20 protein-coding genes are annotated in these 20,980 nt (G+C 69.8%); 8 read left to right on the top strand and 12 right to left on the bottom strand.

The window, feature by feature from the left end; all coding sequences use genetic code 11:
- Nucleotides 1-199 precede the first annotated feature (199 nt).
- The 4 genes from ACQPXG_RS10670 (at nt 200) to ACQPXG_RS10655 (ending at nt 4,051) form a co-directional block, all read left to right on the top strand.
- A complete protein-coding gene (locus ACQPXG_RS10670; protein WP_433467478.1) occupies nt 200-577 on the top strand; it encodes a hypothetical protein in 378 nt (125 codons plus the stop codon).
- 381 nt (nt 578-958) lie between these two features.
- Complete coding sequence (locus ACQPXG_RS10665) at nt 959-1,492, top strand: hypothetical protein (RefSeq protein ID WP_433467477.1); 534 nt, start codon at nt 959-961, stop codon at nt 1,490-1,492.
- Nucleotides 1,493-1,625: 133 nt separating this feature from the next.
- Nucleotides 1,626-2,798: a glycosyltransferase family 4 protein gene (locus tag ACQPXG_RS10660; RefSeq protein ID WP_433467476.1), complete on the top strand. Its 1,173-nt coding sequence runs from the start codon at nt 1,626-1,628 to the stop codon at nt 2,796-2,798.
- Nucleotides 2,777-4,051 (top strand): MFS transporter, encoded by a 1,275-nt coding sequence (locus tag ACQPXG_RS10655; protein WP_433467475.1) that lies wholly within the window; start codon nt 2,777-2,779, stop codon nt 4,049-4,051. Before ACQPXG_RS10660 ends, ACQPXG_RS10655 begins: the two co-directional genes overlap by 22 nt.
- Here the strand turns inward: ACQPXG_RS10655 and ACQPXG_RS10650 are convergent.
- A complete protein-coding gene (locus tag ACQPXG_RS10650; RefSeq protein ID WP_433467474.1) occupies nt 4,044-5,513 on the bottom strand; it encodes an MFS transporter in 1,470 nt (489 codons plus the stop codon). The two genes, ACQPXG_RS10655 and ACQPXG_RS10650, sit on opposite strands and share 8 nt — an antisense overlap.
- 14 nt (nt 5,514-5,527) lie before the next feature.
- Complete coding sequence (locus ACQPXG_RS10645) at nt 5,528-6,160, bottom strand: hemerythrin domain-containing protein (RefSeq protein WP_433467473.1); 633 nt, start codon at nt 6,158-6,160, stop codon at nt 5,528-5,530.
- A gap of 164 nt (nt 6,161-6,324) precedes the next feature.
- Here ACQPXG_RS10645 and sigJ point away from each other — a divergent pair, with 164 nt between their 5' ends.
- A complete protein-coding gene (gene sigJ / locus ACQPXG_RS10640; protein WP_433467472.1) occupies nt 6,325-7,227 on the top strand; it encodes an RNA polymerase sigma factor SigJ in 903 nt (300 codons plus the stop codon).
- Between the two features lie 84 nt (nt 7,228-7,311).
- On the opposite strand, the gene ACQPXG_RS10635 is transcribed toward sigJ, so the two are convergent.
- From ACQPXG_RS10635 to ACQPXG_RS10625, 3 genes are read right to left on the bottom strand one after another with little or no spacing between them, the layout of a single operon-like run.
- Nucleotides 7,312-8,154, bottom strand: coding sequence for an ABC transporter permease (locus ACQPXG_RS10635; RefSeq protein ID WP_433467471.1), 843 nt, complete (start codon nt 8,152-8,154; stop codon nt 7,312-7,314).
- Nucleotides 8,147-8,926, bottom strand: a complete 780-nt coding sequence (locus tag ACQPXG_RS10630; protein ID WP_433467470.1) for an ABC transporter ATP-binding protein — start codon at nt 8,924-8,926, stop codon at nt 8,147-8,149. The genes ACQPXG_RS10635 and ACQPXG_RS10630 overlap by 8 nt, the downstream gene beginning before the upstream one ends.
- Nucleotides 8,926-9,966, bottom strand: a complete 1,041-nt coding sequence (locus ACQPXG_RS10625; protein WP_433467469.1) for an ABC transporter substrate-binding protein — start codon at nt 9,964-9,966, stop codon at nt 8,926-8,928. The genes ACQPXG_RS10630 and ACQPXG_RS10625 overlap by 1 nt, the downstream gene beginning before the upstream one ends.
- Nucleotides 9,967-10,115: 149 nt before the next feature.
- Here ACQPXG_RS10625 and ACQPXG_RS10620 point away from each other — a divergent pair, with 149 nt between their 5' ends.
- The gene (locus ACQPXG_RS10620) at nt 10,116-11,021 is read left to right on the top strand and encodes a TauD/TfdA dioxygenase family protein (protein WP_433467468.1); all 906 of its coding nucleotides are present in this window, start codon (nt 10,116-10,118) and stop codon (nt 11,019-11,021) included.
- Between the two features lie 50 nt (nt 11,022-11,071).
- Here the strand turns inward: ACQPXG_RS10620 and ACQPXG_RS10615 are convergent, their stop codons facing one another.
- Both ACQPXG_RS10615 and ACQPXG_RS10610 read right to left on the bottom strand, forming a co-directional pair.
- Nucleotides 11,072-11,551 carry a carboxymuconolactone decarboxylase family protein gene (locus ACQPXG_RS10615; RefSeq protein WP_433467467.1) on the bottom strand — a complete coding sequence of 160 codons (480 nt, stop codon included), beginning with the start codon at nt 11,549-11,551 and terminating at the stop codon, nt 11,072-11,074.
- Complete coding sequence (locus ACQPXG_RS10610; RefSeq protein ID WP_433467466.1) at nt 11,548-12,627, bottom strand: NAD(P)H-dependent amine dehydrogenase family protein; 1,080 nt, start codon at nt 12,625-12,627, stop codon at nt 11,548-11,550. The genes ACQPXG_RS10615 and ACQPXG_RS10610 overlap by 4 nt, the downstream gene beginning before the upstream one ends.
- Before the next feature lie 137 nt (nt 12,628-12,764).
- Between ACQPXG_RS10610 and ACQPXG_RS10605 the strand changes: the two genes are divergently transcribed.
- Entirely contained in the window at nt 12,765-14,384 is a 1,620-nt protein-coding gene (locus ACQPXG_RS10605) for a GMC oxidoreductase (RefSeq protein ID WP_433467465.1), read from the top strand.
- Between the two features lie 60 nt (nt 14,385-14,444).
- On the opposite strand, the gene ACQPXG_RS10600 is transcribed toward ACQPXG_RS10605, so the two are convergent.
- The 3 genes from ACQPXG_RS10600 to ACQPXG_RS10590 form a co-directional block, all read right to left on the bottom strand.
- Nucleotides 14,445-15,788: a hypothetical protein gene (locus tag ACQPXG_RS10600; protein ID WP_433467464.1), complete on the bottom strand. Its 1,344-nt coding sequence runs from the start codon at nt 15,786-15,788 to the stop codon at nt 14,445-14,447.
- Nucleotides 15,789-15,890: 102 nt separating this feature from the next.
- Nucleotides 15,891-16,265 carry a glyoxalase superfamily protein gene (locus ACQPXG_RS10595; protein WP_433467463.1) on the bottom strand — a complete coding sequence of 125 codons (375 nt, stop codon included), beginning with the start codon at nt 16,263-16,265 and terminating at the stop codon, nt 15,891-15,893.
- Nucleotides 16,266-16,459: 194 nt separating this feature from the next.
- A complete protein-coding gene (locus ACQPXG_RS10590) occupies nt 16,460-17,194 on the bottom strand; it encodes an AraC family transcriptional regulator (protein ID WP_433467462.1) in 735 nt (244 codons plus the stop codon).
- A gap of 67 nt (nt 17,195-17,261) precedes the next feature.
- On the opposite strand from ACQPXG_RS10590, the gene ACQPXG_RS10585 reads away from it, so the two are divergent.
- A complete protein-coding gene (locus tag ACQPXG_RS10585) occupies nt 17,262-18,626 on the top strand; it encodes an MFS transporter (RefSeq protein ID WP_433469938.1) in 1,365 nt (454 codons plus the stop codon).
- Nucleotides 18,627-18,769: 143 nt separating this feature from the next.
- Here ACQPXG_RS10585 and ACQPXG_RS10580 read toward each other — a convergent pair whose 3' ends face one another.
- Together ACQPXG_RS10580 and ACQPXG_RS10575 are read right to left on the bottom strand one after the other, a co-directional pair.
- Complete coding sequence (locus tag ACQPXG_RS10580; protein ID WP_433467461.1) at nt 18,770-19,738, bottom strand: NAD(P)-dependent alcohol dehydrogenase; 969 nt, start codon at nt 19,736-19,738, stop codon at nt 18,770-18,772.
- Between the two features lie 694 nt (nt 19,739-20,432).
- On the bottom strand, nt 20,433-20,924 hold the full coding sequence (locus ACQPXG_RS10575; protein ID WP_433467460.1) for a hypothetical protein: 492 nt from the start codon (nt 20,922-20,924) through the stop codon (nt 20,433-20,435).
- Nucleotides 20,925-20,980 lie beyond the last annotated feature (56 nt).

Here is a 20,980-nt window from a genome sequence, read left to right as displayed (position 1 = left end):
CACAGGGAGGGAACAACCCATGGCTGAAAACGTTACTCCGACCGATGTCGCAGCGATCCGTCGTCGTCGCCTGGAGCGGGAAGGCTCCGCCACGCAAACCCCTCGCCCGGAGCGAGGCCGCACGCCGAGGTCGAGCCGGAAGGGTCGCCAGTTCGCCGACTCCGACCGCCAGCGTCACCAGTCGCAAGAAGCGGCTTGGATGGCGGCGGCGCAAGCCCCAACCGTCCAGCCGGGAGAGGTCGTCCTGGCTGGGCTGCTCATCAAGTACCTCACAGAGGCCGCCGGCTCGCAGAAGCCGGACCGTGCCGTCAAGGAGGTACGACGCATTCTTCCGTCCATCTGGACGAGGCTGCAGTCGCTCGCCGCCGCTGAACCGGAGGACGCGCTGTACTCGCACCTCGTCGAGACGTGGCGGGAGTTCTACGAGCTCAACCTGCCGGAAGACCGGCGGCACAACCTCCACGATCTGCTGGAGACGGGGGGTGAGTCCGCCATCGGGCTGGCGCGACTGGCCCGGATCATTCTGGAAGAGAAGTGCCCCAACGGGGCGCTCGGTGCCGCCCTGCTGAACCTCTGACGGGGAGGCGCCAGCACCTGGGAGCGCGGCACACTCGTGCCGCGCTCCCGCCTTCTCCGCAGGCGCTGCCTTCACCTGGGCCCGGAGAGCCCCGGCGGTCGGTCGAGCAGGCCGGCTCGTGCGTTCGGGCGCGCGGGACCGTGCGGCTCACTGGGAAGGATTGGTCTACGGGTGTTCGGGAATTCCGTACGGCCAACCCAGATCACGGTCACTATACGCGACGGTGATCTACCTCAATGCTACCAATTGTGGGCCAGGTGAACTCAGAGAGAACACCAATCAAAGTAGGTAAGCACCGGCCGACGAGCCGTTAAGCGCAATCACTTTCGTTGCCGACTCGTGATGTTGATCTCTTGATCATATTCGGTACAGTTTCCCCAGATGGCGGAAGCCAGCGCGCGGACGAATCTCCTGTCCGCGCGTGGAGAAAAGCCCTGGGGGGCACGCATGAACACGGCTCTGCGCCGAACCGTGCTGTCATTTACAGCACTCACCGTCACCACTGTCGGAACCCTGTCCCTCATGAGTCCAGCCAACGCCGCCGCGGCCTACTCTGTGCCCGGTGTCTGCGGCAGCAGCTACAGGGAAGTGCGAAGCATCGCACTTTCAGGCTATGACAAGAGCGCGGACGGCTGGGGAACCGTCGCATACGTGAAGATCGGTTACAACCCCAGCAATGGCAAGAACTGCGCCTTCACGCAAAAGTCCACGACGAACAACAGCTACGGCAAATTGTCCGACGTCAGCGTCAAACTGCGGGAGCTGCGCTACGGGGACACGTCTTACGACGTGAACGGACCTTACAGGTACTACGCGGGACCGGTCTACGTGTCCGCCCGCGACACCTGCATCGATGTCTGGGGCTGGGAAGACTGGGCAGGCTCGTATGACTTCGGGCCGATAGCCTGCGGCTGAGCGCACCCGATTCATCCCCTGTGGCCGCACCGTCCACGACGGTGCGGCCACAGCGGTGTCTCGAACGGCAGCGCGCGGGCGTCGCTCCTGATCAGGGTGGTTGGTCTACGGCTGTGCGGGAAGTTCGTGACGCATGGAGATCCCACGGACCTTGGTGCTGACCGGGCACTTTCCACCCGAGCCCGGCGGTGTGCAGACGTTCACGTGGGAGCTCGTGCGGCGGCTGCCCGCCGACCGGCTGCTGGTCGTGGCGCCCGCGCGGGCCGGGAGTGCGGAGTACGACGCGGGGCTGGGGTTCCCCGTCGTGCGGCGGCACGGTTACCTGCTGTTCCGCGGGCTGCGGCGGCTCATCGTCCGGCACCGTGTCGAGGCGGGGTGGATCACCGCGGCCGCGCCGTTCGGGATGTACGCGCCGCTGGTGCGCGCCGCCGGGGTGCGGTGGCTGGTCGGGTCGGCGCACGGTCAGGAGCTCGGCTGGTTCCGGGCGCCGCCGACCCGGGCGGCGCTGCGGGTGGCGGCACGGTCGTTCGACGTCCTCACCCATCTCAGCGCGACGACGCTGCCGGAGCTGGCGAACGCCGTCGGGGACCGGACGCGGCTGGTCCGGCTCGCCGGCGCCGTGGACACCGTGCGGTTCCGCCCCGGCCTTGACGGTTCGGCGGTCCGCCGCCGGCACGGCCTCGGCGGCGGGCCGGTCGTGCTCAGCGTCGCCCGGCTCGTCCGCCGCAAGGGCCACGACATGCTGATCCGCGCGTGGGCCGACGTGGTGCGGCGCCGCCCGGACGCGCGCCTCGTCATCGTCGGGGACGGCCCGATGCGGCGTCGGCTCACCGAGCTGGCGGACCGGGACACACCCGGGACGGTCACGCTGACCGGGCACGTCTCCGCCGCCGACCTGCCGCGCTACTACGCCGCCGCCGACGTGTTCGCGCTGCCGTGCCGCGACGACCGGCGCGGGCTGCAGACCGAGGGGCTCGGCCTGTCGGTGCTGGAGGCGTCCGCGGCCGGGCTGCCGGTCGTGGTCGGCCGGTCCGGCGGCAGCCCCGAGTCCCTGATCGACGGGCGGACGGGCGTCCTCGTCGACGCCGCCCACTCCGACGAGCTGTCCCTGACCCTGCACCGGCTGCTCGCCTCCCCCGGCCGGCGCGCCGCGATGGGCGCCGCCGGACGGCGGTGGACGTGCGCGCACTGGAGCTGGGACGCCGCCGCGGCCCGGCTCGCCGCCCTGCTGAACGACTCCGCCCTCGCCGCGCCGCTGCCCGACACCCCGGGGATGGAGCCCGCATGGGACTCAGGGAGCAGCTGAACCGGCCCGACTTCCGGCGGCTCATCGTCGGCCAGACCGTGTCCTCGTTCGGCGACTGGATGGGCACCCTCGCGCTGATGTACTTCGTCCTGGAGCTGAGCGGCTCCACGACGGCGGTCGGCGGTGTGCTGGTGCTGCGGCTGCTCCCGTCCGCGCTGGGGGCGCCGATCGCGGCGCGGGTGGTGACCCGGTGGCGGCGGCGCAGCGTGATGCTCTGGTCGGACCTGATCCGGGCCGGCATGGCGCTGGCGCTGCCGGTCGTGCCGTGGCTGTGGTGGGTGTACTTCTGGGCGTTCCTGATCGAGGTGGTGGGGCTGATGTTCCTGCCGGCCAGGGACGCCTCCATCCCGTTCCTCATCGAGGACGAGGAGAACCGGCACGACACCCGCACGCTGGAGCTCGCCAACGGCATCACGATGGCCACCTCGTACGGGATGATCCCCATCGGCGCGGGGGCGTTCGGGCTGATCGAGTGGGTGTCGGGGCAGGCGGGGTGGGAGGGGCACTGGCGGTACTTCGTCGTCTTCTGGCTGGACGCCCTGACGTACCTGATCTCCTACCTCGCGGTGAAGGGAATCCCCGATCTCGGGCCGGGCCCCGCGGAGAAGCGGGAGATGGAGCGCACCGAGCGGGACCCGCTGCACGCCGGCTTCCTCTCGGCGCTGCGGCTCCCGGTGGTGCGCGCCGTCCTGCCGGGCATCGCGGTCGTCGCGCTCGGGCTCGGCGCGCTGTTCTCGCTGGGCGTGGTGTTCGTGAAGAACGTCCTGGACGCGGGCGCCGTCGGGTTCGGGGTGCTGGTGGTGCTGTTCGGGGTGGGCGCGCTCGCGGGCCTGCTGCTCATCCACCGCAAGGCAGGGAGCCTGATGACGCAGATCCGGCTCGGGACGGCCGCGCAGGGCACGGTGATCGCCCTGATGGCCGGGCTGGGCTCCACGATCTGGTCGTTCGTCGGGGCGGTGGTGTTCGGCGCGGCCGCGACCAGCGCCCTGGTGGGCGGGATCACCTATCTCCAGGAGGCGCTCGGCGGTGTCCAGCGGAACCTGGCCCTCACCGCGTTCCACGCCGTCCTGCGGTTCGGGCTGGCGCTCGCCGCGCTGCTGTCGGGAGCCGCGGCCGACCTCCTGAAGGAGGCCGGCGCTTCCCCGCTCGGCATGGCCCCGGGCCAGTTCGTGCTCGCGGCGTCCGGACTGGTCGTCCTGCTGGGGACGTTCCTCATCCGCACCCCGGGCGCCGCGAGCATGTCCCCTACTTGACCGGGACGGGCTCGGCCTCCGCCTCCACTCCCTCCGCCGAGGACGCCTCGCCATGGCTGTTGGCGGCGCGGAGCGCGACCACCGCGGCGCCGGCCAGGAAGATGCTGCATGCGAGCAGAGCCCTGGAGAACCCGGAGGTGAGCGCCTCCGGAACCGGCGTCCGGGCCGCGAGCAGGCCGTCGGTGCGGGACGTGGCGACCGCGGAGAAGATCGCGAGCCCGAGCGCGCCGCCGAGCTGCTGCGAGGCGTTGAGCAGCGCCGCGGCGAGCCCCGCCTTGTCCGGCGGGACGTTGGCGTTGGCGGCGGTGGTGACGGACACGAACGCGGCGCCGAGCCCCAGTGACGCGATCATCAGTCCGGGCAGCAGGTCGGTCAGGTACGCACCGTCCACCGGGATGCGCGACAGCCAGTAGACGCCCCCGGCCGACATGAGCAGCCCCACGACCATGACCGGGCGCGTCCCGACCCTGGTGAGCAGCTGGGACGAGACGCCGGCGGCGATCGCGACGCCGAAGCACAGCGGCAGGTAGGCCGACCCGGTCTTCATCGGCGAGTAGTGGAGGACGTTCTCCATGTAGAGGCTGAGGAAGAAGAACATCGAGCCGATGCCCGCGACGGCGACGAGCTGGGTGACGTCCGCCGCGGCCAGCCCCCGGATCCGGAAGATCGACAGCGGCAGCAGCGGGTTGCGGCCGCGCTGCTCGTTGACCAGGAACGCCAGCAGCAGGACCAGGGCGCCGGCGAGGCCGCCGATCGTCCGTCCCGCGTCCCAGCCGACCTCCGGCGCCTTGACCAGGGTGAACACGAGCAGCAGCATCCCGCCGGTGACGAGGACCGTGCCGAGAACGTCGAAGTTCGCGAGCCGGGCGCTGCGCCGGTCGCCCTCGACGAGCAGGAACAGCCCGGCGATCACGAGGACGCAGACCGGGACGTTCACGAGCATCACCCAGCGCCAGCCGGGCCCGTCGGTGAGCAGCCCGCCGAGCAGCACCCCGGCGGCTGAGGCGCCGCCCGCGACGCCGCCCCAGACGCCGAGCGCCTTGTTGCGGTCGCCGCCCTCCTTGAACATGGTGGTGAGGATCGACAGCGTGCCCGGCAGCATCAGCGCGGCCCCGGCGCCCTGGACGAGCCGCGCGCCGATCAGCATCCCGGACGTGGTGGCGAGGCCGCCGACGACCGAGGACAGCGAGAAGACCACCGTCCCCGCGACCACGACGCGGCGGCGCCCGAGCAGGTCGGCGAGCCGGCCGCCGAGCAGCATGAACCCGCCGTAGGTGAGCAGGTAGCCGGACGGCACCCACTGCAGGTCCTGGACGGTGAAGTCCAGGTCCGAGCGGATCGCGGGCAGCGCCACGTTGACGATCGAGGCGTCGATGAAGTCCAGGAACGCGATGGCGCACAGCAGCGTCAAGGTGATCTTGCCGCGTCCGGTCGCGAGGAACGATCGTTGAGGGTTCGTCATGGGAGGACCTCCGGTCAGTGGGCGCCCGCGGGCGCCTGCCAGCGGGGAGCGCGCAGGTAGCGGGGCCGCCACACCGCGCGGTAGAGGAGCCGGACGGGCGGCGGGACGACACCGAGCACCTTGCGCCGGGTGGCCTCCTCCGCGCCGTCCAGCAGCCAGGGGAAGAACGCGGCGGCACCGCTGACGCCGAGCCTCCGGCGCTGCTCGTTGCCGAACGCGTCCCATTCGGCCTTGGTGAGCAGGTCCTGGACGAGCGGCAGCGCCAGTTCCTCCTCGTGCTCGCAGTGCGCGCCGAGCTCCTCGGCGAGCCGTGCCGCGCCGTCCGCCAGCCGGGCGGCGGAGCCGGCGGCGACGGCCGCGCCGACGATGTCGAGCAGTTCGTCCAGCCGGTCGTGCTCGGCCTGCATCCGGTCCAGGACGGCCGGATCCGCCGCCTTGGCCCGCAGGACGGGCCACAGGTGCGTGTCCTCTGCGGTGTGGTGGATGTGCAGGAACCGCTTGAACCGGTCCCATCCGGCCCCGACCGCCGGTCCGGAGGCGTCTCCGGCCTCCGCCATCGCCGTGAGGCGGTCGAGGTCGCGCTGGAACGCGTCGTGGACGGCGTACATGAACGTCACGTCGACGCGGTCGCGCCCTTGGTCGCTCATTTCAGTCCCCCTGTCGGAGCTGTTTCGCGACCAATGAGCGAATCGGAACCCGCGAGTGTGACGCCGTTGCGTGCAGATGAGGCCCACATCACATTTCCGCCACCGATGTCACACTCGGGATGTCGGCGGCCCTCTGAGGGGGTGAGCGCACAGGAGGTCGAGCCATGCCCGAAGGCACCACCGACGACACGGCGACCAGGGTGTTCGCCGGTCACCGGGAGCTGCTGTTCTCGGTCGTCTACAACATGCTGGGAAGCGTCGCCGACACCGAGGACGTCCTGCAGGACACATGGCTGGCGTGGGCGTCCCGCAGCGGCGGCGGCGGAATCGAGAATCCGCGCGCCTACCTGGTCCGGATCGCCGTCAACACCGCGCTCTCACGGCAGGCCGCGATCAGCCGCCGCCGCGAGACCTATGTGGGGCCGTGGCTGCCCGAGCCGCTGGTGTCGGACGGCGACGAAGGCGACACCGCCGAACGCTCGGAGGCGGTGTCGATGGCGCTCCTCGTCGTCATGGAGACTCTGACGCCGCTGGAGCGGGCCGTTTTCGTGCTGCACGAGGTGTTCGGCTACGCGCACACCGAGATCGCGCCGATCCTGGACCGCAGCCCGTCCGCCGTCAGGCAGCTCGCGCACCGCGCCCGGGAGCACGTGCACGCCCGCCGCCCCCGCTACCAGGCCGACCCCAAGGTGCAGCGGGAGGCGACGGAGCGCTTCCTCAAGGCCGCCCTGGGAGGCGACATGGAGTCGCTGCTGGACATCCTCGCCCCGGAGGTGACGCTGTGGACGGACGGCGGCGGAAAGGGCCGGGGCAAGGCGGCTCTGCGTCCCATCGAAGGCCGGGACAAGGTCGCCCGCGTCATCGTGGCCACGACCGCCCGCCACAGCCCCAAGGCGCTGGACATCCGCTACCGGACCGTCAACGGCGACCCGTCCGCGGTGCTGTTCGACGAGGACGCGCCGTTCGCCGTCATGGTCCTCGACCTCGCCCCGGACGGCGACCGCGTCCGGGGCGTCTACGCCGTCACCAACCCGGACAAGCTCGCCCACATCGACGAGGAGGGCTGAGCCGTCCGGGCCGGCGACCGGGTCAGCCGTCCGGGCCGGCGACCGGGTCAGCCGTCCGGGCCGGCGACCGGGTCAGCCGTCCCGTCAGCGGTCGGGGGCCGCCCGCCACCGGGTGAAGCGGCGTTCCAGCAGGACGAGCGCGTAGTTGAACACGAGCCCGAGAGCGGAGATCGCCACGATCCCGGCGTACATGTCGGCGATCGCGAAGTTCTGCTGGGACGAGTTGATCAGGAACCCGAGCCCCTCCTTCGCGCCGACCATCTCCGCGACGATCATCACCAGCACCGCGGTCGCGCCGGCCAGCCGGACGCCGGTGAAGATCGACGGCACCGCGGCGGGCAGGATCACCTTCTGGAAGATGCGCGGTGCGGGCAGCCCGAGCGACCGCGCGGACTTGACCAGCGTCGGGTCCACGGTGCGGACGGCGGTGATCGTGTTGAGCAGGATCGGCCAGGTGCACGCGTACAGCACGATCGCGACCTTGGACGTCTCGCCGATGCCGAGGATCAGCACGAAGACCGGCAGCAGCGCAATCGCGGCGGTGTTGCGGAACACCTCCAGCAGCGGGTTCAGCAGCTCGGCGACCGGCCGGTACCAGCCGATCAGCAGGCCGAGCGGCACCGCGACGACGATCGACAGCCCGAACCCCGCCAGGGACCGGACCAGGCTGGCCTCGGCGTCGCTCCACAGCTCGCCGCCGCGGGCCAGCTCCCACAGCGCCGGGACGACCTCCGAGACCGGCGGCAGGAAGATCCGGTCGACCAGTCCCGCGCGGGGCGCCAGTTCCCAGACGGCGAAGAACGCGATGAGCGCGATCGTCCGGCGGAACACCCCGGCCGCCGCCCCGGCGAGCCGGGACGGACGCGGGAGCGGTGCCCGCCGGGCGGCTGTCGCGACCTGCGCCGGGGCCTGCGTGGTGCTAGCCAACGTGGACCGCCTCCTTGTGCAGCAGCGACCACACCTGGTGCCGGTGCGCCGCGAACTCGGGACTGGAGCGGACGTCCTCGCGCTCGTCGCGGGAGCCGAGGTCGATGTCGACGATCTCCTTGACCCGGCCGGGCCGCGGCGTCAGCACCGCCACGCGTCCGCCCAGGTAGACGGCCTCGTCTATCCCGTGGGTGATGAACACGACGGTCTTGCGCGTGCGCGCCCAGATCCGCAGGAGCTCCTCCTGGAGCGACTCGCGGGTCTGCGCGTCGAGCGCGGCGAACGGCTCGTCCATGAGCAGGACGTCCGGGTCGTAGGCGAGGCTGCGGGCGATCGCGACCCGCTGCTTCATCCCGCCGGACAGCTCGTGCGGGTAGCGGTCCTCGAACCCGGACAGGCCGACGAGGTCCAGGTGGTGGCGGGCGGTCTCCACGCGTTCCCGCCGGCCGAGCCCCTTGGCCTCCAGGCCGAACTCGACGTTGCGCAGCGCCGTCCGCCAAGGGAACAGCGCGTACTGCTGGAACACGATGCCCCGGTCGAGCGCGGGCCCGGTCACCTCGGCCCCGTCGATGAGGACACGGCCGCTCGTGGGGCGTGTCAGCCCGCCGATCAGGTCCAGCAGAGTGGACTTGCCGCAACCTGACGGCCCGACCACGACGAGGAACTCGCCCTCCGCGACGTCCAGGCCGACGTCCTGGAGCGCGGTGAACTCACCGCCGCCCCGCACGGGGAAGGTCTTGCCGACCCCCGTGACACTGATCTTCGCGCTCATCACCGGCCTCCCCCGGACGCGTAGGGGTTGTACTCGTTCGTGTAAAGGTCGGAGACCTTGACCTTGCCCTTGGGGATCTGGCCGACCTGCTCCAGCCAGGTCCGCCAGGTGTCGAACTCCCGGTCGGTCAGCACGCCGCCCTTCTCGGCGACGCCCGCCGACTTCCAGTACTGCAGCGCGTCGGCGTTCTCGTTGCGGCCCCGCGCCTTGAGGATCTTCGTCATGCGGGCGACGACCTCGGCGCGCGGCGTGGTCCGCGTCCACTCGATCGTCTTGGCGATCCCGGCGGTGAAGGCCCGGACGGTGCCGGGGTTCCGCTTGATGAAGTCGTCGCGGAAGACGTAGGACCCGGCCGTGAAGGCGCCGAGGAAGTCGTAGTCCTTGAAGACCGGGCGGATTCCGCCCGCGGCGATCGCCTTGTCCTGGAAGATGCCGCTCAGCGCGGCGACGTCGATCTGCCCCTGCCGCAGCGACTGCTCCGTGGTGACCGGCGGCACGGCGAGCGCCTCGACCTTCTCGATGTCGGCCGTGGACAGCCCGTTGCGCCGCAGGTAGAGGTCCAGGACGGCCTGGGAGTGGCCGCCCAGCGTGTTCATCCCGATCTTCTTGCCGATCAGGTCGCGCGGGCCCTTGATCGGGCTGCCGTTCAGGACGAAGAAGCCGTTGTAGTACTTCTTGTCGGTGCCGTAGTAGCCGATGACGGACGTGATCGGCGCGCCCGCCGCCTGGAGTTTGATCACCGCGCCGTTGAAGGCGCCGCCGAAGTCGACCTGGCCGGTCGCGGCGGACTGGACGTCCTGCGGCCCGCTGATGGTGTTGCCGATCCACTTCAGCCGGACGTCGCCGAGGTACCCCAGGTCGGCGGCGAGCTCGGGCAAGGTGACCTGGCCGGTCCAGCCCTGGTAGCGCAGGGTGCGGGTGTGTCCCGCGCTCCCCGCCGCGCTGCCACACGCCGCCGTGACGGGCACCGCCGTCGCGGCGACCGCCAGGGTGGTGATGAATCGTCGTCTTGTCGTTCCCGTGATGCTCGAAGCGCTCAACACGATCTCCCTGGATGGATGGACTGGTGCGACTATGACGCCTATTTCCTACTAAGTCAATCGGAATAGTTGACTTTGGATTCCAGGTCGTGGTTCGCTACGGCTCGGTGGAGCTCCACGGTGTCCGTCCCCCTGAGAAGAGGTAGCCAATGTCCGAGTTCGACATCCGCAAGGTCGGGGGTCGCATCGGCGCCGAGGTCGTCGGCGTCGACGTGCGCGACCTGTCCGACGAGATCTTCGGTGAGATCCATTCCGCGCTGCTGGAGCACAAGGTCCTGGGCTTCCGCGGCCAGGAGCTGTCCGACGACGACCAGCTCGCGTTCGCCGGCCGGTTCGGGCCGCTCACCGGCGCGCATCCCACCGTGCCGGCCGTCGACGGACGGCCCGAGATCCTGCCGGTGGACAGCGAGTCGGGGCGGTCCAACCAGTGGCACACCGACGTCACGTTCATCCAGTCCCCACCGAAGATCAGCACGCTGCGCGGCCTCGTCATCCCGCCCTACGGCGGCAACACCCTGATCGCCAACACGGCCGCCGCCTACAAGGACCTGCCGGAGGAGCTGCGTGCGCTCGCCGACCGCCTGTGGGCCGTCCACACCAACGACTACGACTACGTCCGGCCCGGCGGCAGCGGCGGCGACCCCGACAAGGTGGCCGAGCACCGCAAGGCGTTCGTGTCCCGGACGTGGAAGACCGCGCATCCGGTCGTCCGGGTGCACCCGGAGTCGAGCGAGCGGAACCTCTACATCGGGGGATTCGCGCAGAAGATCGTCGGGCTCTCGTCACGCGAGGGACGGGCGATCCTGGACATCCTGCAGTCGTACGTCACCCGTCCGGAGAACGTCCTGCGCTGGGTGTGGCAGCCGGGCGACCTCGTCGTGTTCGACAACCGGATCACCCAGCACTACGCGCCGGACGACTACGGCGACCTGCCGCGGCTGCTGCACCGGGTCACCGTCGCCGGCGGCATCCCGGTGGGCGTGGACGGCAAGGAGAGCTACCGGCTGGAGGGCGACGACGCGTCCCACTACACCCCTGCGGAGAAGGCCGCCTGACCTACCGGAGACTCGGGCCCGGCGCGGGGTGGCGCCGGGCCCGGCCCATGTCAGGGTTTGGGCAGAATGCACATGGCGTCCAGGCCGAGGATGCGGTTGAGGCGGCCGAACGCCAGCCAGGAGCCGATGCACATGCTCAGCTCCACGATCTCGGTCTGGGTGTAGTGCGCGGTCATCCGGGTCCAGAACTCCTCGTCCAGGCCGTGGTGGTCGAGGGCGTAGCGTTCGGCGTACTCGGCGGCGAGGCGGGTGCGGTCGTCGAAGGCGGCGGTGGTGCGCCATTCGGTCACCGCGTCGGCGAACTCCTCCTCGACCTTCTCGCCTTCGCGTTCCGTCCGCCAGTCGAGGCAGAACATGCAGCCGTTGATCTGGGCGATGCGCAGCCGGGCGGCCTCGAACTCGCGGAGGCCGAGGGTGGTGTGCGCGTAGACGGCGAGGGAGAGCTTCGAGGCGGCGGGGCCGATGCCGGGCACCATCTCGCCCCACACGTACTGGATCGGGTCCTTGCCCTCGGGGACGTCGATGTTCACGGGCGGGTCCTTCCGAGCTTGCCGACGGCGGGACGTACGGGAACGTCGAGCGCGTCGTAGAGGCCGGGTTCGGCGTCCACGAGCCAGTCGACGGCGTTCACCAGGCGTCCGACGGCGGTCGCGTTGCCGCCCGCGGCCCGGTTCCCGTGCTCGTCGGTGGCCTCGACCGTGACCTCGATGCGCGGAACGCCCTCGATGATGACGCGGTGCGCCCCGTCGCCGTCCGGTGGCCTGGGCCAGTCGGGCGCACAGGACGGGTGGATGCGGGTGACGTGCTCGACCACGATGCGGGGTTCACCGTCGACGATGCCCTGCACCTCGAACCGCACCGCGCCCTGCGTGCCCTTCTCGAAGTCGCCCATGGACGCGGTGGTCACGGTGTCGTCGAGCGGGCGCCGGTCGAGGGTCTCGCGGATCTCGTCCAGTTCGACGCCCAGCGCGCGGGCCATCAGCCTGACCTGCCCGCCCCACACCATGGTCGGGACGGTCGCCGCGAGCATCGGCGGCTCGTAGTCCATCGGCTGCCCCATGCCGACCAGGTAGCGGACGGAGTCGGGCTGGTCATAGGTGGAGTAGTCGAAGATCTCCTGGCAGCGGACGACGTCGATGGTGCCGCCGAGTCCACTGATCAGCAGAGGCAGGACGTCGTTGCCCCAGCCGGGGTCGATCCCCGAGACGAACAGGGAGCCGCCGCCCTCGGCGACGGCGTCCAGCACCTCGCCCCGCATCTCGGGCGGCGCGTTGCGCTGGTCGTAGAGCGCGTACAGCGCCGGGGTGACGACCGCGGCGCCGGCGCGGACCGCCTTGAGGACGTCGGCGAGAGCGTCGTCCGGGCGGATGTCGCCTGAGGCCGCGTACACCACGGCCTGCGGGCCGGTCGCGAGGACTGCGTCGACATCGGCGGTCGCGACGACGCCCAGGGTGTGGCCGAGGCCGGCGAGGTCGCCCGCGTCCCGGCCGATCTTGCCGGGATCGTGCACGATCACGCCGGTGAGCTTCAGCGTGGGGTGGGCCTCGACGGCCCGGACGGCCAGCCGTCCCACGTTGCCCGTGCCCCAGACGATCGCGGAGATCATGCGCGGAATGTAACACATTCCCAAGCAAGCACTTGGTAGCCACTTGTGGACACGAATCTACCTTTCGGTAGCCGGTGACGTACCTCACGTTTCCAGGTAGAACACGTTTCAATCTCATTCAGAGTGAGGGAGGTCACATGCGTGACTCCACCGCGCCTCCCGGCGTGTCCCGTCGCGGGTTCATCGTTGGAACCGGTTCTATCCTCGGGCTGGGGATGATGGGCCGGACCGCCGCCGCGGCGGCCCCGGCACCGGCGCCGATCGGCAACGGCGCCCACGTCCCGGTCCTGGTCATCGGCACCGGCTACGGCGGCTCGGTCGCCGCGCTGCGCCTCGCCCAGGCGGGCGTCGACGTCCACATGGTCGAGATGGGCATGGCCTGGGACACCCCCGGCTCGGACGGCAAGATCTTCGCCAACACCCGTTCGCCCGACTACCGGTCCTTCTGGCTGAGGACGCGGACCAAGCAGCCGATCAGCAACTTCCTCGGCTTCCCCATCGACAAGGACGTCCCCCGCTACACCGGGATCCTCGACGCCGAGGACTTCGGCGGCATCCTCGTCTACCAGGGGCGCGGCGTCGGCGGCGGCTCGCTCGTCAACGGCGGGATGGCGGTCACGCCCAAGCGCTCGCGGTTCAGCGCGGTACTCCCCTCGGTGAACGCCGATGAGATGTACAACGTCTACTACCCGCGCGCCAACTCCGGGCTCGGCGTCAACGAGATCGACCGGGCCTGGTTCGACACCACCGACTGCTACCAGTTCGCGCGGGTCGGACGGAAGCACGCCCAGCGGTCCGGGTTCGAGTTCGTCTACGTCCCGAACGTGTACGACTTCAACTACATGAAGCAGGAGGCGGCGGGCGCCGTGCCGAAGTCCGCGCTGGACGCGGAGATCCTCTACGGCAACAACTACGGCAAGAAGTCACTGCAGAAGACCTATCTGGCGCAGGCGAAGGCGACGGGCCGGGTCGCCATCTCGCCGCAGCACAGGGTGACGTCGGTGTCCCCCGCGTCCGGCGGCGGGTACACGGTCGTCATCGAGCAGATCGACACGACCGGGACCGTCGTGGCCACAAAGACGGTGACCGCCGACCGGGTGTTCTTCGCGGCCGGCAGCGTCGGCACCAGCAAGCTGCTGGTCAAGCTGAAGGCGACCGGCGCGCTGCCCGCCCTGAACGCCGAGATCGGCAAGGGCTGGGGCGACAACGGCAACGTCATGTGCGGCCGCGCCAACCACCTGTGGGACCCGACCGGCAGCCTGCAGTCGGCCATGCCCACCGGCGGCATCGACAACTGGGACGCCGGCGGGGCGTTCGCCGAGGTCGCGCCGCTGCCCACCGGGATCGAGACGTACGCCTCGTTCTACCTGTCGATCACCAACACCCCGCGCCGCGCCGAGTTCTCCTGGAACGCGGCGACCGGGCAGGTCGGGCTGAACTGGCAGACCGCCTGGAAGCAGACCAGCATCGACATGGCCAAGACGATCTTCGACAAGATCAACAGCAAGGAGGGCACGATCTACCGAACCGACCTCTTCGGCGCCTACAAGATTTGGGGCGACCACCTCACCTACCATCCGCTCGGCGGCGCCGTCCTGAACAAGGCGACCGACAACTACGGCCGGCTGCGCGGCTACTCCGGCCTCTACGCCATCGACGGCTCGCTCATCCCGGGCAACACCAGCGTCAACCCGTTCGTCACGATCACCGCCCTCGCCGAACGCAACATCGAGAAGATCATCGCCACCGACCTGTGATCCGGCGGATCCGGCCACGGGCGCGTGTGGCCGGACCCTCCCAGGGGCAGGCGGGGAACCCTAGGGGCAGGCGGGGAACAGCCGCCGCGTCCCCGTCCCGGCCGCGTAGGCGGCGGGATCGCTGAACCGGCAGCCATAGTCCGGACGCGCCACCACCGACGGCTTCGTGGTCACGTCACCGGCGGGGCGCCTCCCCCTGTCGATCCAGCGGACGAGATCGTCCCAGGCCGTCCCCGCTTCCACGTTCGAGAACTCGCAGTGCTGGGTCGTGCGGATGGCGCGCTGGACGAGCAGGCCCGACCGGCGGTTCCGCGCGACCTCCTTCGCGTAGATCTGCTCCATGGAGAACGGGACGAACATGTCCCCCAGCCCATGCAGGCTCAGCACGGGCACGGTCGGACGCCCGTTGATGCGCGGCACCTGCGACAGCCGGTTCGACAGCCGCGCCGGCAGGTTCGCGGCCCGCACCCGCTGCACCGTCGCGTTGACGTTCACCGGCTCGTTCGGCTCATAACGGGTGAACAGGTTGGTCGACAGTTGCGCCGGATACTCGGCCAGGGTTGCGTCCGGTGGCTCGGGCGTAGCGAGCGTGAACGGGAAGTCCTTCCAAACCGCGAATGACTGGACGTCGCCGGGGCGCTTGCCACCCGTCCGGTTGATGACGACCGAGCGGAACTGCTTGCCGCGCTCGTTCGTGGTGTCCGGCCCGCCCGGCCGCAGACCGGTCAGCCCGAGCGCCGCCTCGATCTTCGGGACGGTCACCGTCGCGTACTGGTCCGTGACCGGGTATTCGCGGATGCCGGACAAATCCTGGGCGACCACGTTGTAGTCGAGGAAGAAGTCGAACAGTTCGTCGTCGCCGAGCACCCCGCACATGGGCAGCGCGCCGTCGTAGTAGCCCGGGAACTGTTCGAGCGAGCGTCCGATGACGTGCCCGCCCATCGAGACGCCGGCGATAATGCGCTGCTTGGGCCGTCCCACCTTGTCGGCGAACAACTCGGCCACGTCGCGGGTGCTCAGCACACCCGCCCGGACGTCGTAACCGTTGTCGTAGTAGGAGGACGCCGCCCACGCGTACCCCTGGTCGAGCAGCCGCTGCCGCAGCCCGAACGGCGGCGGCCCGACCGTCAGTACGAACCCCTGCCCGGCATAACCGTGCGCATAGAGGGCCAGCTTGCCGTTCCAGTGCGGCGGTACCTCGATGTCATAGGCGGCATGGCGGTGGACGCCCTGCAGCACCCGTGACGGCTTCCCATGCACCAGGACGGGCGCGAGCGGCGGATTGTCGATCGTGTACCCGGGAAGCGGCTGGTCGTCGGGAACCCGATCGGCATGCGCCGCGCTCGTCGGAACGACCGAGGCGAGAACGAGAGCGGCAAGGGCGGCAAGGGAACGGACGCGCATGATCCTCCTCTGGCAGACCCCCGCATTACATACCGTCCAGTCGGTCTGCAGAACTCCCAAGACCGCATCCGGCCTCTCACCGCCTCAGGCGCCTCCGGAGACTCAGGCGGGGACGATCGGCTGCTGGATGTTCCAGCCGTTGCCGTCCGGGTCCTTGAAGAAGACGAAGCGACCCCAGGGAAAGTCCTGCACCTCGCTGACCTCGACGCCTCGGGCGGCCAGTTCCGCGCGGGCGGCCTCGGCGTCCTCGACGACCATCTGCAGGCCCTGGACGGAGCCCGGCGTCATCTCCACACCCAGCCCGGTGCCAATGGAGATCGAGCAGGCCGACCCGGGCGGCGTCAGCTGGACGAAGCGGATCTCCTCGTTCACCTGGTGGTCGTGGTCGGCGTTGAACCCGACCTTGTCGGTGTAGAAGGTCTTCGCACGGTCGACGTCCGAGACGGGGACCTGCACCAGTTCCAGCTTGAAGTCCATGGCTGTCCTTCCCAGCGAGTATGCCGCCACCAATGGTCGCACCTCGGCTCCGGGGCCCTCTGACGTCCGGGGGAGCTCAGTCGAACTGACTGACGGCGGCCAGCCCGCACGGCGCGTGCAGGAGTAGAACTCCGCGTCGATCAGGCGCAGGAGGTGCGGGCGCAGCCGCCGGAGCACGCGGATCCCAGTGCGGGTCAGCGACTGAGCAGGTAGCGCCGGGGTGTGGTGCCGACCGTACGGCGGAATGCCGCCAGGAACGCGCTCGCCGTGGCATACCCCACGTCGTGCGCCACCCGCGATACCGGCCGCCCCTCGGCCAGCAGCGGCAGGGCGGCGCGCAGCCGTACCCGCGTGCGCCACTGGTCGAAGCTCATGCCCGTGTCGCGCACGAACAGCCGCGTCATCGTTCGCCTGCTGACCCCCGCCGCACGGGCGTGGGCCTCCAGGCTGCGCGGGTCGGCCGGGTCTGACAGCAACGCGGCCGCCACCACCCGGACGCGCTCGTCGGTGGGGTGCGGCACATCGATGGGACGTGTAGGCAGCGGGAGCAGCAGATCGGGCAGGAGAGCCTCGGCGCGCCGCCGCGCGTCATCGGCGAGGTCGGTGCGGGCCAGGTACTCGATCAGCTCGGCCAGCAGGCCGTTGATGCCGACCACCGTTGGCTCGGGCCAGTCCAGCGGGCAGCGTTCCGGCGCGAGGTAGAGGCTGCACAGGACCGCTTCGCGGGTCGCGCCGGTCGTATGGGTGACCCCCGCGGGCAGCCACAGCGCCCGGGCAGGCGGCAGGACCCAGTACACCTCGCCCACACCGACGCCGAGGACGCCGCGCCGGGTCCAGGCGAGCTGGTGATGGGTGTGGCTGTGCGGAGGGATCCACTCCCCAGAGGCCAGCGGGAACCGGCCGACGATGATCGCACCGATGTCCTCCATGCGACATAGTCTGGCCTCACGGCGGATTGTGGCCAAATGGAGCGCGCCATAGCGTCGTCGGGTGCCAATGATCGTGTTGTGCCTCGTCCAGTTCATGCTCGTGCTCGATGACACCGTCGTGAGCGTCGCCTTGCCCAGCATCCGCGATGAGCTGGGCTTCAGCGCCTCCGATCTGCCCTGGGTCGTCAACGCCTACTTCCTGGCCTTCGGCGGGCTGCTCCTGTTGTGCGGGCGGATGGCGGATCTGCTGGGCCGCCGCCGCGTCTTTCTCATCGGCGTGGCGCTGTTCGGGGTGGCCAGCCTGGTCTGCGGGCTCGCGCAGGAGCCGTGGCAACTCGTCATCGGGCGGTTCGTACAGGGCATGGGTTCGGCGATGGCCGGTCCGGCGGCGATGTCGATGGTCACGTTGCTGTATCCGGGACCGAAGGAGCGGGCCAGGGCACTGGGCATCTGGGGCGGGCTCGCGGCCCTGGGCGGAACCTCGGGTCTGGTGCTGTCGGGAGCGCTGACCGACCTGGTGTCCTGGCGCGGGATCTTCCTCATCAACCTTCCCGTCGTCGTCGTGGCTCTGCTGCTGCTTCCCCGCCTGATCTCCGAGTCGTGCGCCGCCGGCCGGGGCGGCCTCGACGTCCCCGGCGCGGTCCTGGCCACCGCTGCCGCGGTGTCGCTGGTGTACGGGCTGCTACGGGTCGCAGAGACCGGCTGGGGCGATCCGGTCGTCATCGGTGCCGTCGCGCTGTCCACCGCCTTGGCGGTGGCGTTCCTGGCAGTGGAGTCGAGAGCGGCGACGCCACTGGTGCCCGGAGCGTTCCTGGCCTCGCGGACGCGGACGGTCGCCAACGGCGCGACCCTGCTGTTCTCGATGGCGATGTACGCGATGTCGTTCCTGCTGATGATCCAGATTCAAACCGCTCTGGGGTACCGCCCGTTCCTGGCCGGCGTCGCCTACCTGCCCTATGGCGCCGGCATCCTGGCGGGCATGTGGCTGTCCTCTCGCGTCTCGCTCAGGATCGGGACACGGTGGGCGCTCATGTCGGCCTTCCTGGTCAACATCGTCGGCCTCCTGCTGCTGTCCGGCGTAGCGGCCGGCGACTCCTACGCCGCCCACGTCCTGCCCGGCATGCTCATACTGAGCATGGGCAACGGGCTGAGCCTGCCCGTCATGGCCGCAGCCGCGGTCGACGGCACCACCGACGAGAACGCCGGTCTCGGCTCAGCCCTGTTCACCTCCGTCCAGCAGATCGGCGGCGCCGTCGGGGTGGCCACACTGACCGTCCTGGGATACTCGGGAGGCCTCACCGCAGGCGCGGTCTGCGTGGCGCTCGGCGCCGCTCTCGTCGCCGCCCTGCCCCCGTCGCGGACCCGCGGCCCGCGACAGCCCGGCGACCACAGGGCCGGCGGCCCGAGCACGGCGATCACGGCTCCGCAGTAGACCACCACCGAACCCCGCCTCAGCCACTGGTCGGTCTTCGGCTGGAAGCCCCGGGCCGTCGCCTCCAGCAGCACCCCGTACCCGGCACGTTCAGGTCGGCTCAGCGGAGCCGGACCGGGCCGTTGCCGAACCGTCCGTTGAGGTCAGTCCGGGACGATGGTGATGACGACGTTGCCGATCTTCCGGCCGGTCTCGACGTACCGGTAGGCGTCGACGATCTGGTCCAGCGGGTAGCGGCGGTCGATGACGGGTCTGAACTCTCCTGTTTCGATCAGGTCCCGGAAGCTCTGCACCATGTCCTGACCCTGCTTCGGCAGGGGGAACTTCACCTTCCTGCCCCGGAACAGGGGTGTGACCAACGGCAAGAGTATGTTCTGCCACCAGGGCCCCAGATCCGAGGACAGATATACCCCGCGTGGCTTTAACAGCCGCCTGCAACGCCCGAACGTGCTCTTGCCGACCGCGTCGAACACCGCGTCGTAGCTCTGCTCATCTTTGGTGAAGTCCCGCGTCGTGTAGTCGACGACCCGGTCCGCGCCCAGGCCTTTCACCAGCTCCAAGTGCGCCGTTTCACACACCGCTGTCACGGTGGCCCCGCGATGCTTCAGGAGCTGCACCGCCGCCGAGCCTATGGCTCCGGTCGCGCCATAGACGAGCACGTCGTACCCAGCCCGGACGCCCGCCGTCTCAATGAATGACAGTGCGTAATGCGCGCCCTCGGTACCAGGAGCGACCTCCTCGAAGGTCACACCTGTCGGCATGGTCGCAATGGCCCCGCCCTGCGGAACGGACAGATACTCGGCATGGGTTCCGAAGGCGCCTTCGTTGTACCCGAATACACGGTCGCCGACGGTGAAGGCCGTGACGCCCGCTCCGGCTGCTTCCACCACTCCCGCGTACTCGGTCCCGAGGACACGACGCCGCGGCTTGGCAAGTCCGGTGATCAAGCGGATGAAGAAGGGTTTGGCCGACCGGTAGCCACAATCCGTCCGGTTGACGGTCGTCGCGTGAACCCGCACAAGAACGTCTTGATCTCCGATCGAGGGGTCATCCACCTCGACGACCCGAACGACTTCCGGAGGCCCGTACCGGTCGTGCACCGCTGCCTTCATGCGGGCGAATTCTAGCTTCGATGAACGGGAAGAGGGCCGGCATCCGCGTCCGGGCAAAGACAAACGGCAGGGAGTAGCCCCTGCCGTTGTAGTTGGGAAGCGCTGAGGAGGAGTGCCCTCCCCGACGCCGGGGTCTATGACGATGGGGAGTGACATCTCCCCATCGAAGGGAAGGTCAGCGGCCAGGCCGCCGACCTCATCGGGGGGTTCCAAACCCACCGTTGTGCATGAAGCCTCAGGTCAGGCGGACCTTTGGCCTCACGTTCGGTGTCTCCGCCTGAGACACCGATTACAGATGCGAGGCGAGGGTTTTGCCCGACCCTCATTCGCATCCACCACACCCGTGTCTTGACCGGACACGGACGTTTCCCCGGATGGAGGCGAGGGCAGTCAGCCCAAGCTCACACATGAGCACCATGCCTTGACCGGACATGGACGGGTCTCCGAGTGGGAGAGGAGGATCATCGACCCTCATCCGCACTCGAAATACACACCCATGTCTTGACCGGACACGGATGCTTCCCCGGACGCGAGAGAACACGCACGTGCCTTAACCGCACACGTACGGAGTGCTCACAAGAGTTGACCTGACCCTTGCGGCCCGCGCTATACAGCGATCACGGAAAGCAGGCCACCCAGACCGCGTGGCCGGGTGGCGACGCCGGCGCGCAGCTCTTTCGCGGCGCCCGCAGGCTCAGGCGATGAACTGGTCCACCTTGCGGCGTTCCTCCGAGGAGAGGAGGTCCCAGGGGAGGAAGGGGATCGTCTCGCGGTTGGCAGGGAGGTAGGTCAGGGTGACGGCCCGGTTGCCCTGTTCGTCCTTGAGGAGCATCCAGTGGCCCAGGTCGACCTCGCCGGCGGAGAATCCCGACGAGTGCAGGATCGGGTCCAGCAGGGCGAGGTAGCCGGACGGCAGCAGCTCTTTGCGGATCTTCCGGTACTTGACGGTCGGGAAGTGGCTGACCACGAGGAAGAGGCGGCCGAACGCTCGGTTCCGGTGGGCGATCAGACGGCCGGGCGGCGGGGTGAGGTCGGCGTTCACGACGTAGTCGAGGACGTCCGGGTGCCCGAGCCGCTGCCAGGTCTCACGCGTGGTGATCGCGGAGGTGAGCTCGGCGCCATGGCGTTCGAGGTGCTTCAGCATCAGCTCGCGGGCCCACTCGTTCCGGGCGGCCGTCCCCTCCATGCCCGTGATCTTAGCGGAGCGTTAACCGTCGGCTTATAAGTGTTCTGCGGGAATGG

Origin of the sequence: Spirillospora sp. CA-128828, assembly GCF_050945415.1 — a bacterium.
Lineage (GTDB): Bacteria > Actinomycetota > Actinomycetes > Streptosporangiales > Streptosporangiaceae > Spirillospora.
The sequence above is the reverse complement of the archived record's forward strand: the minus strand, read 5'-3'. Positions and strand labels throughout refer to the sequence as shown.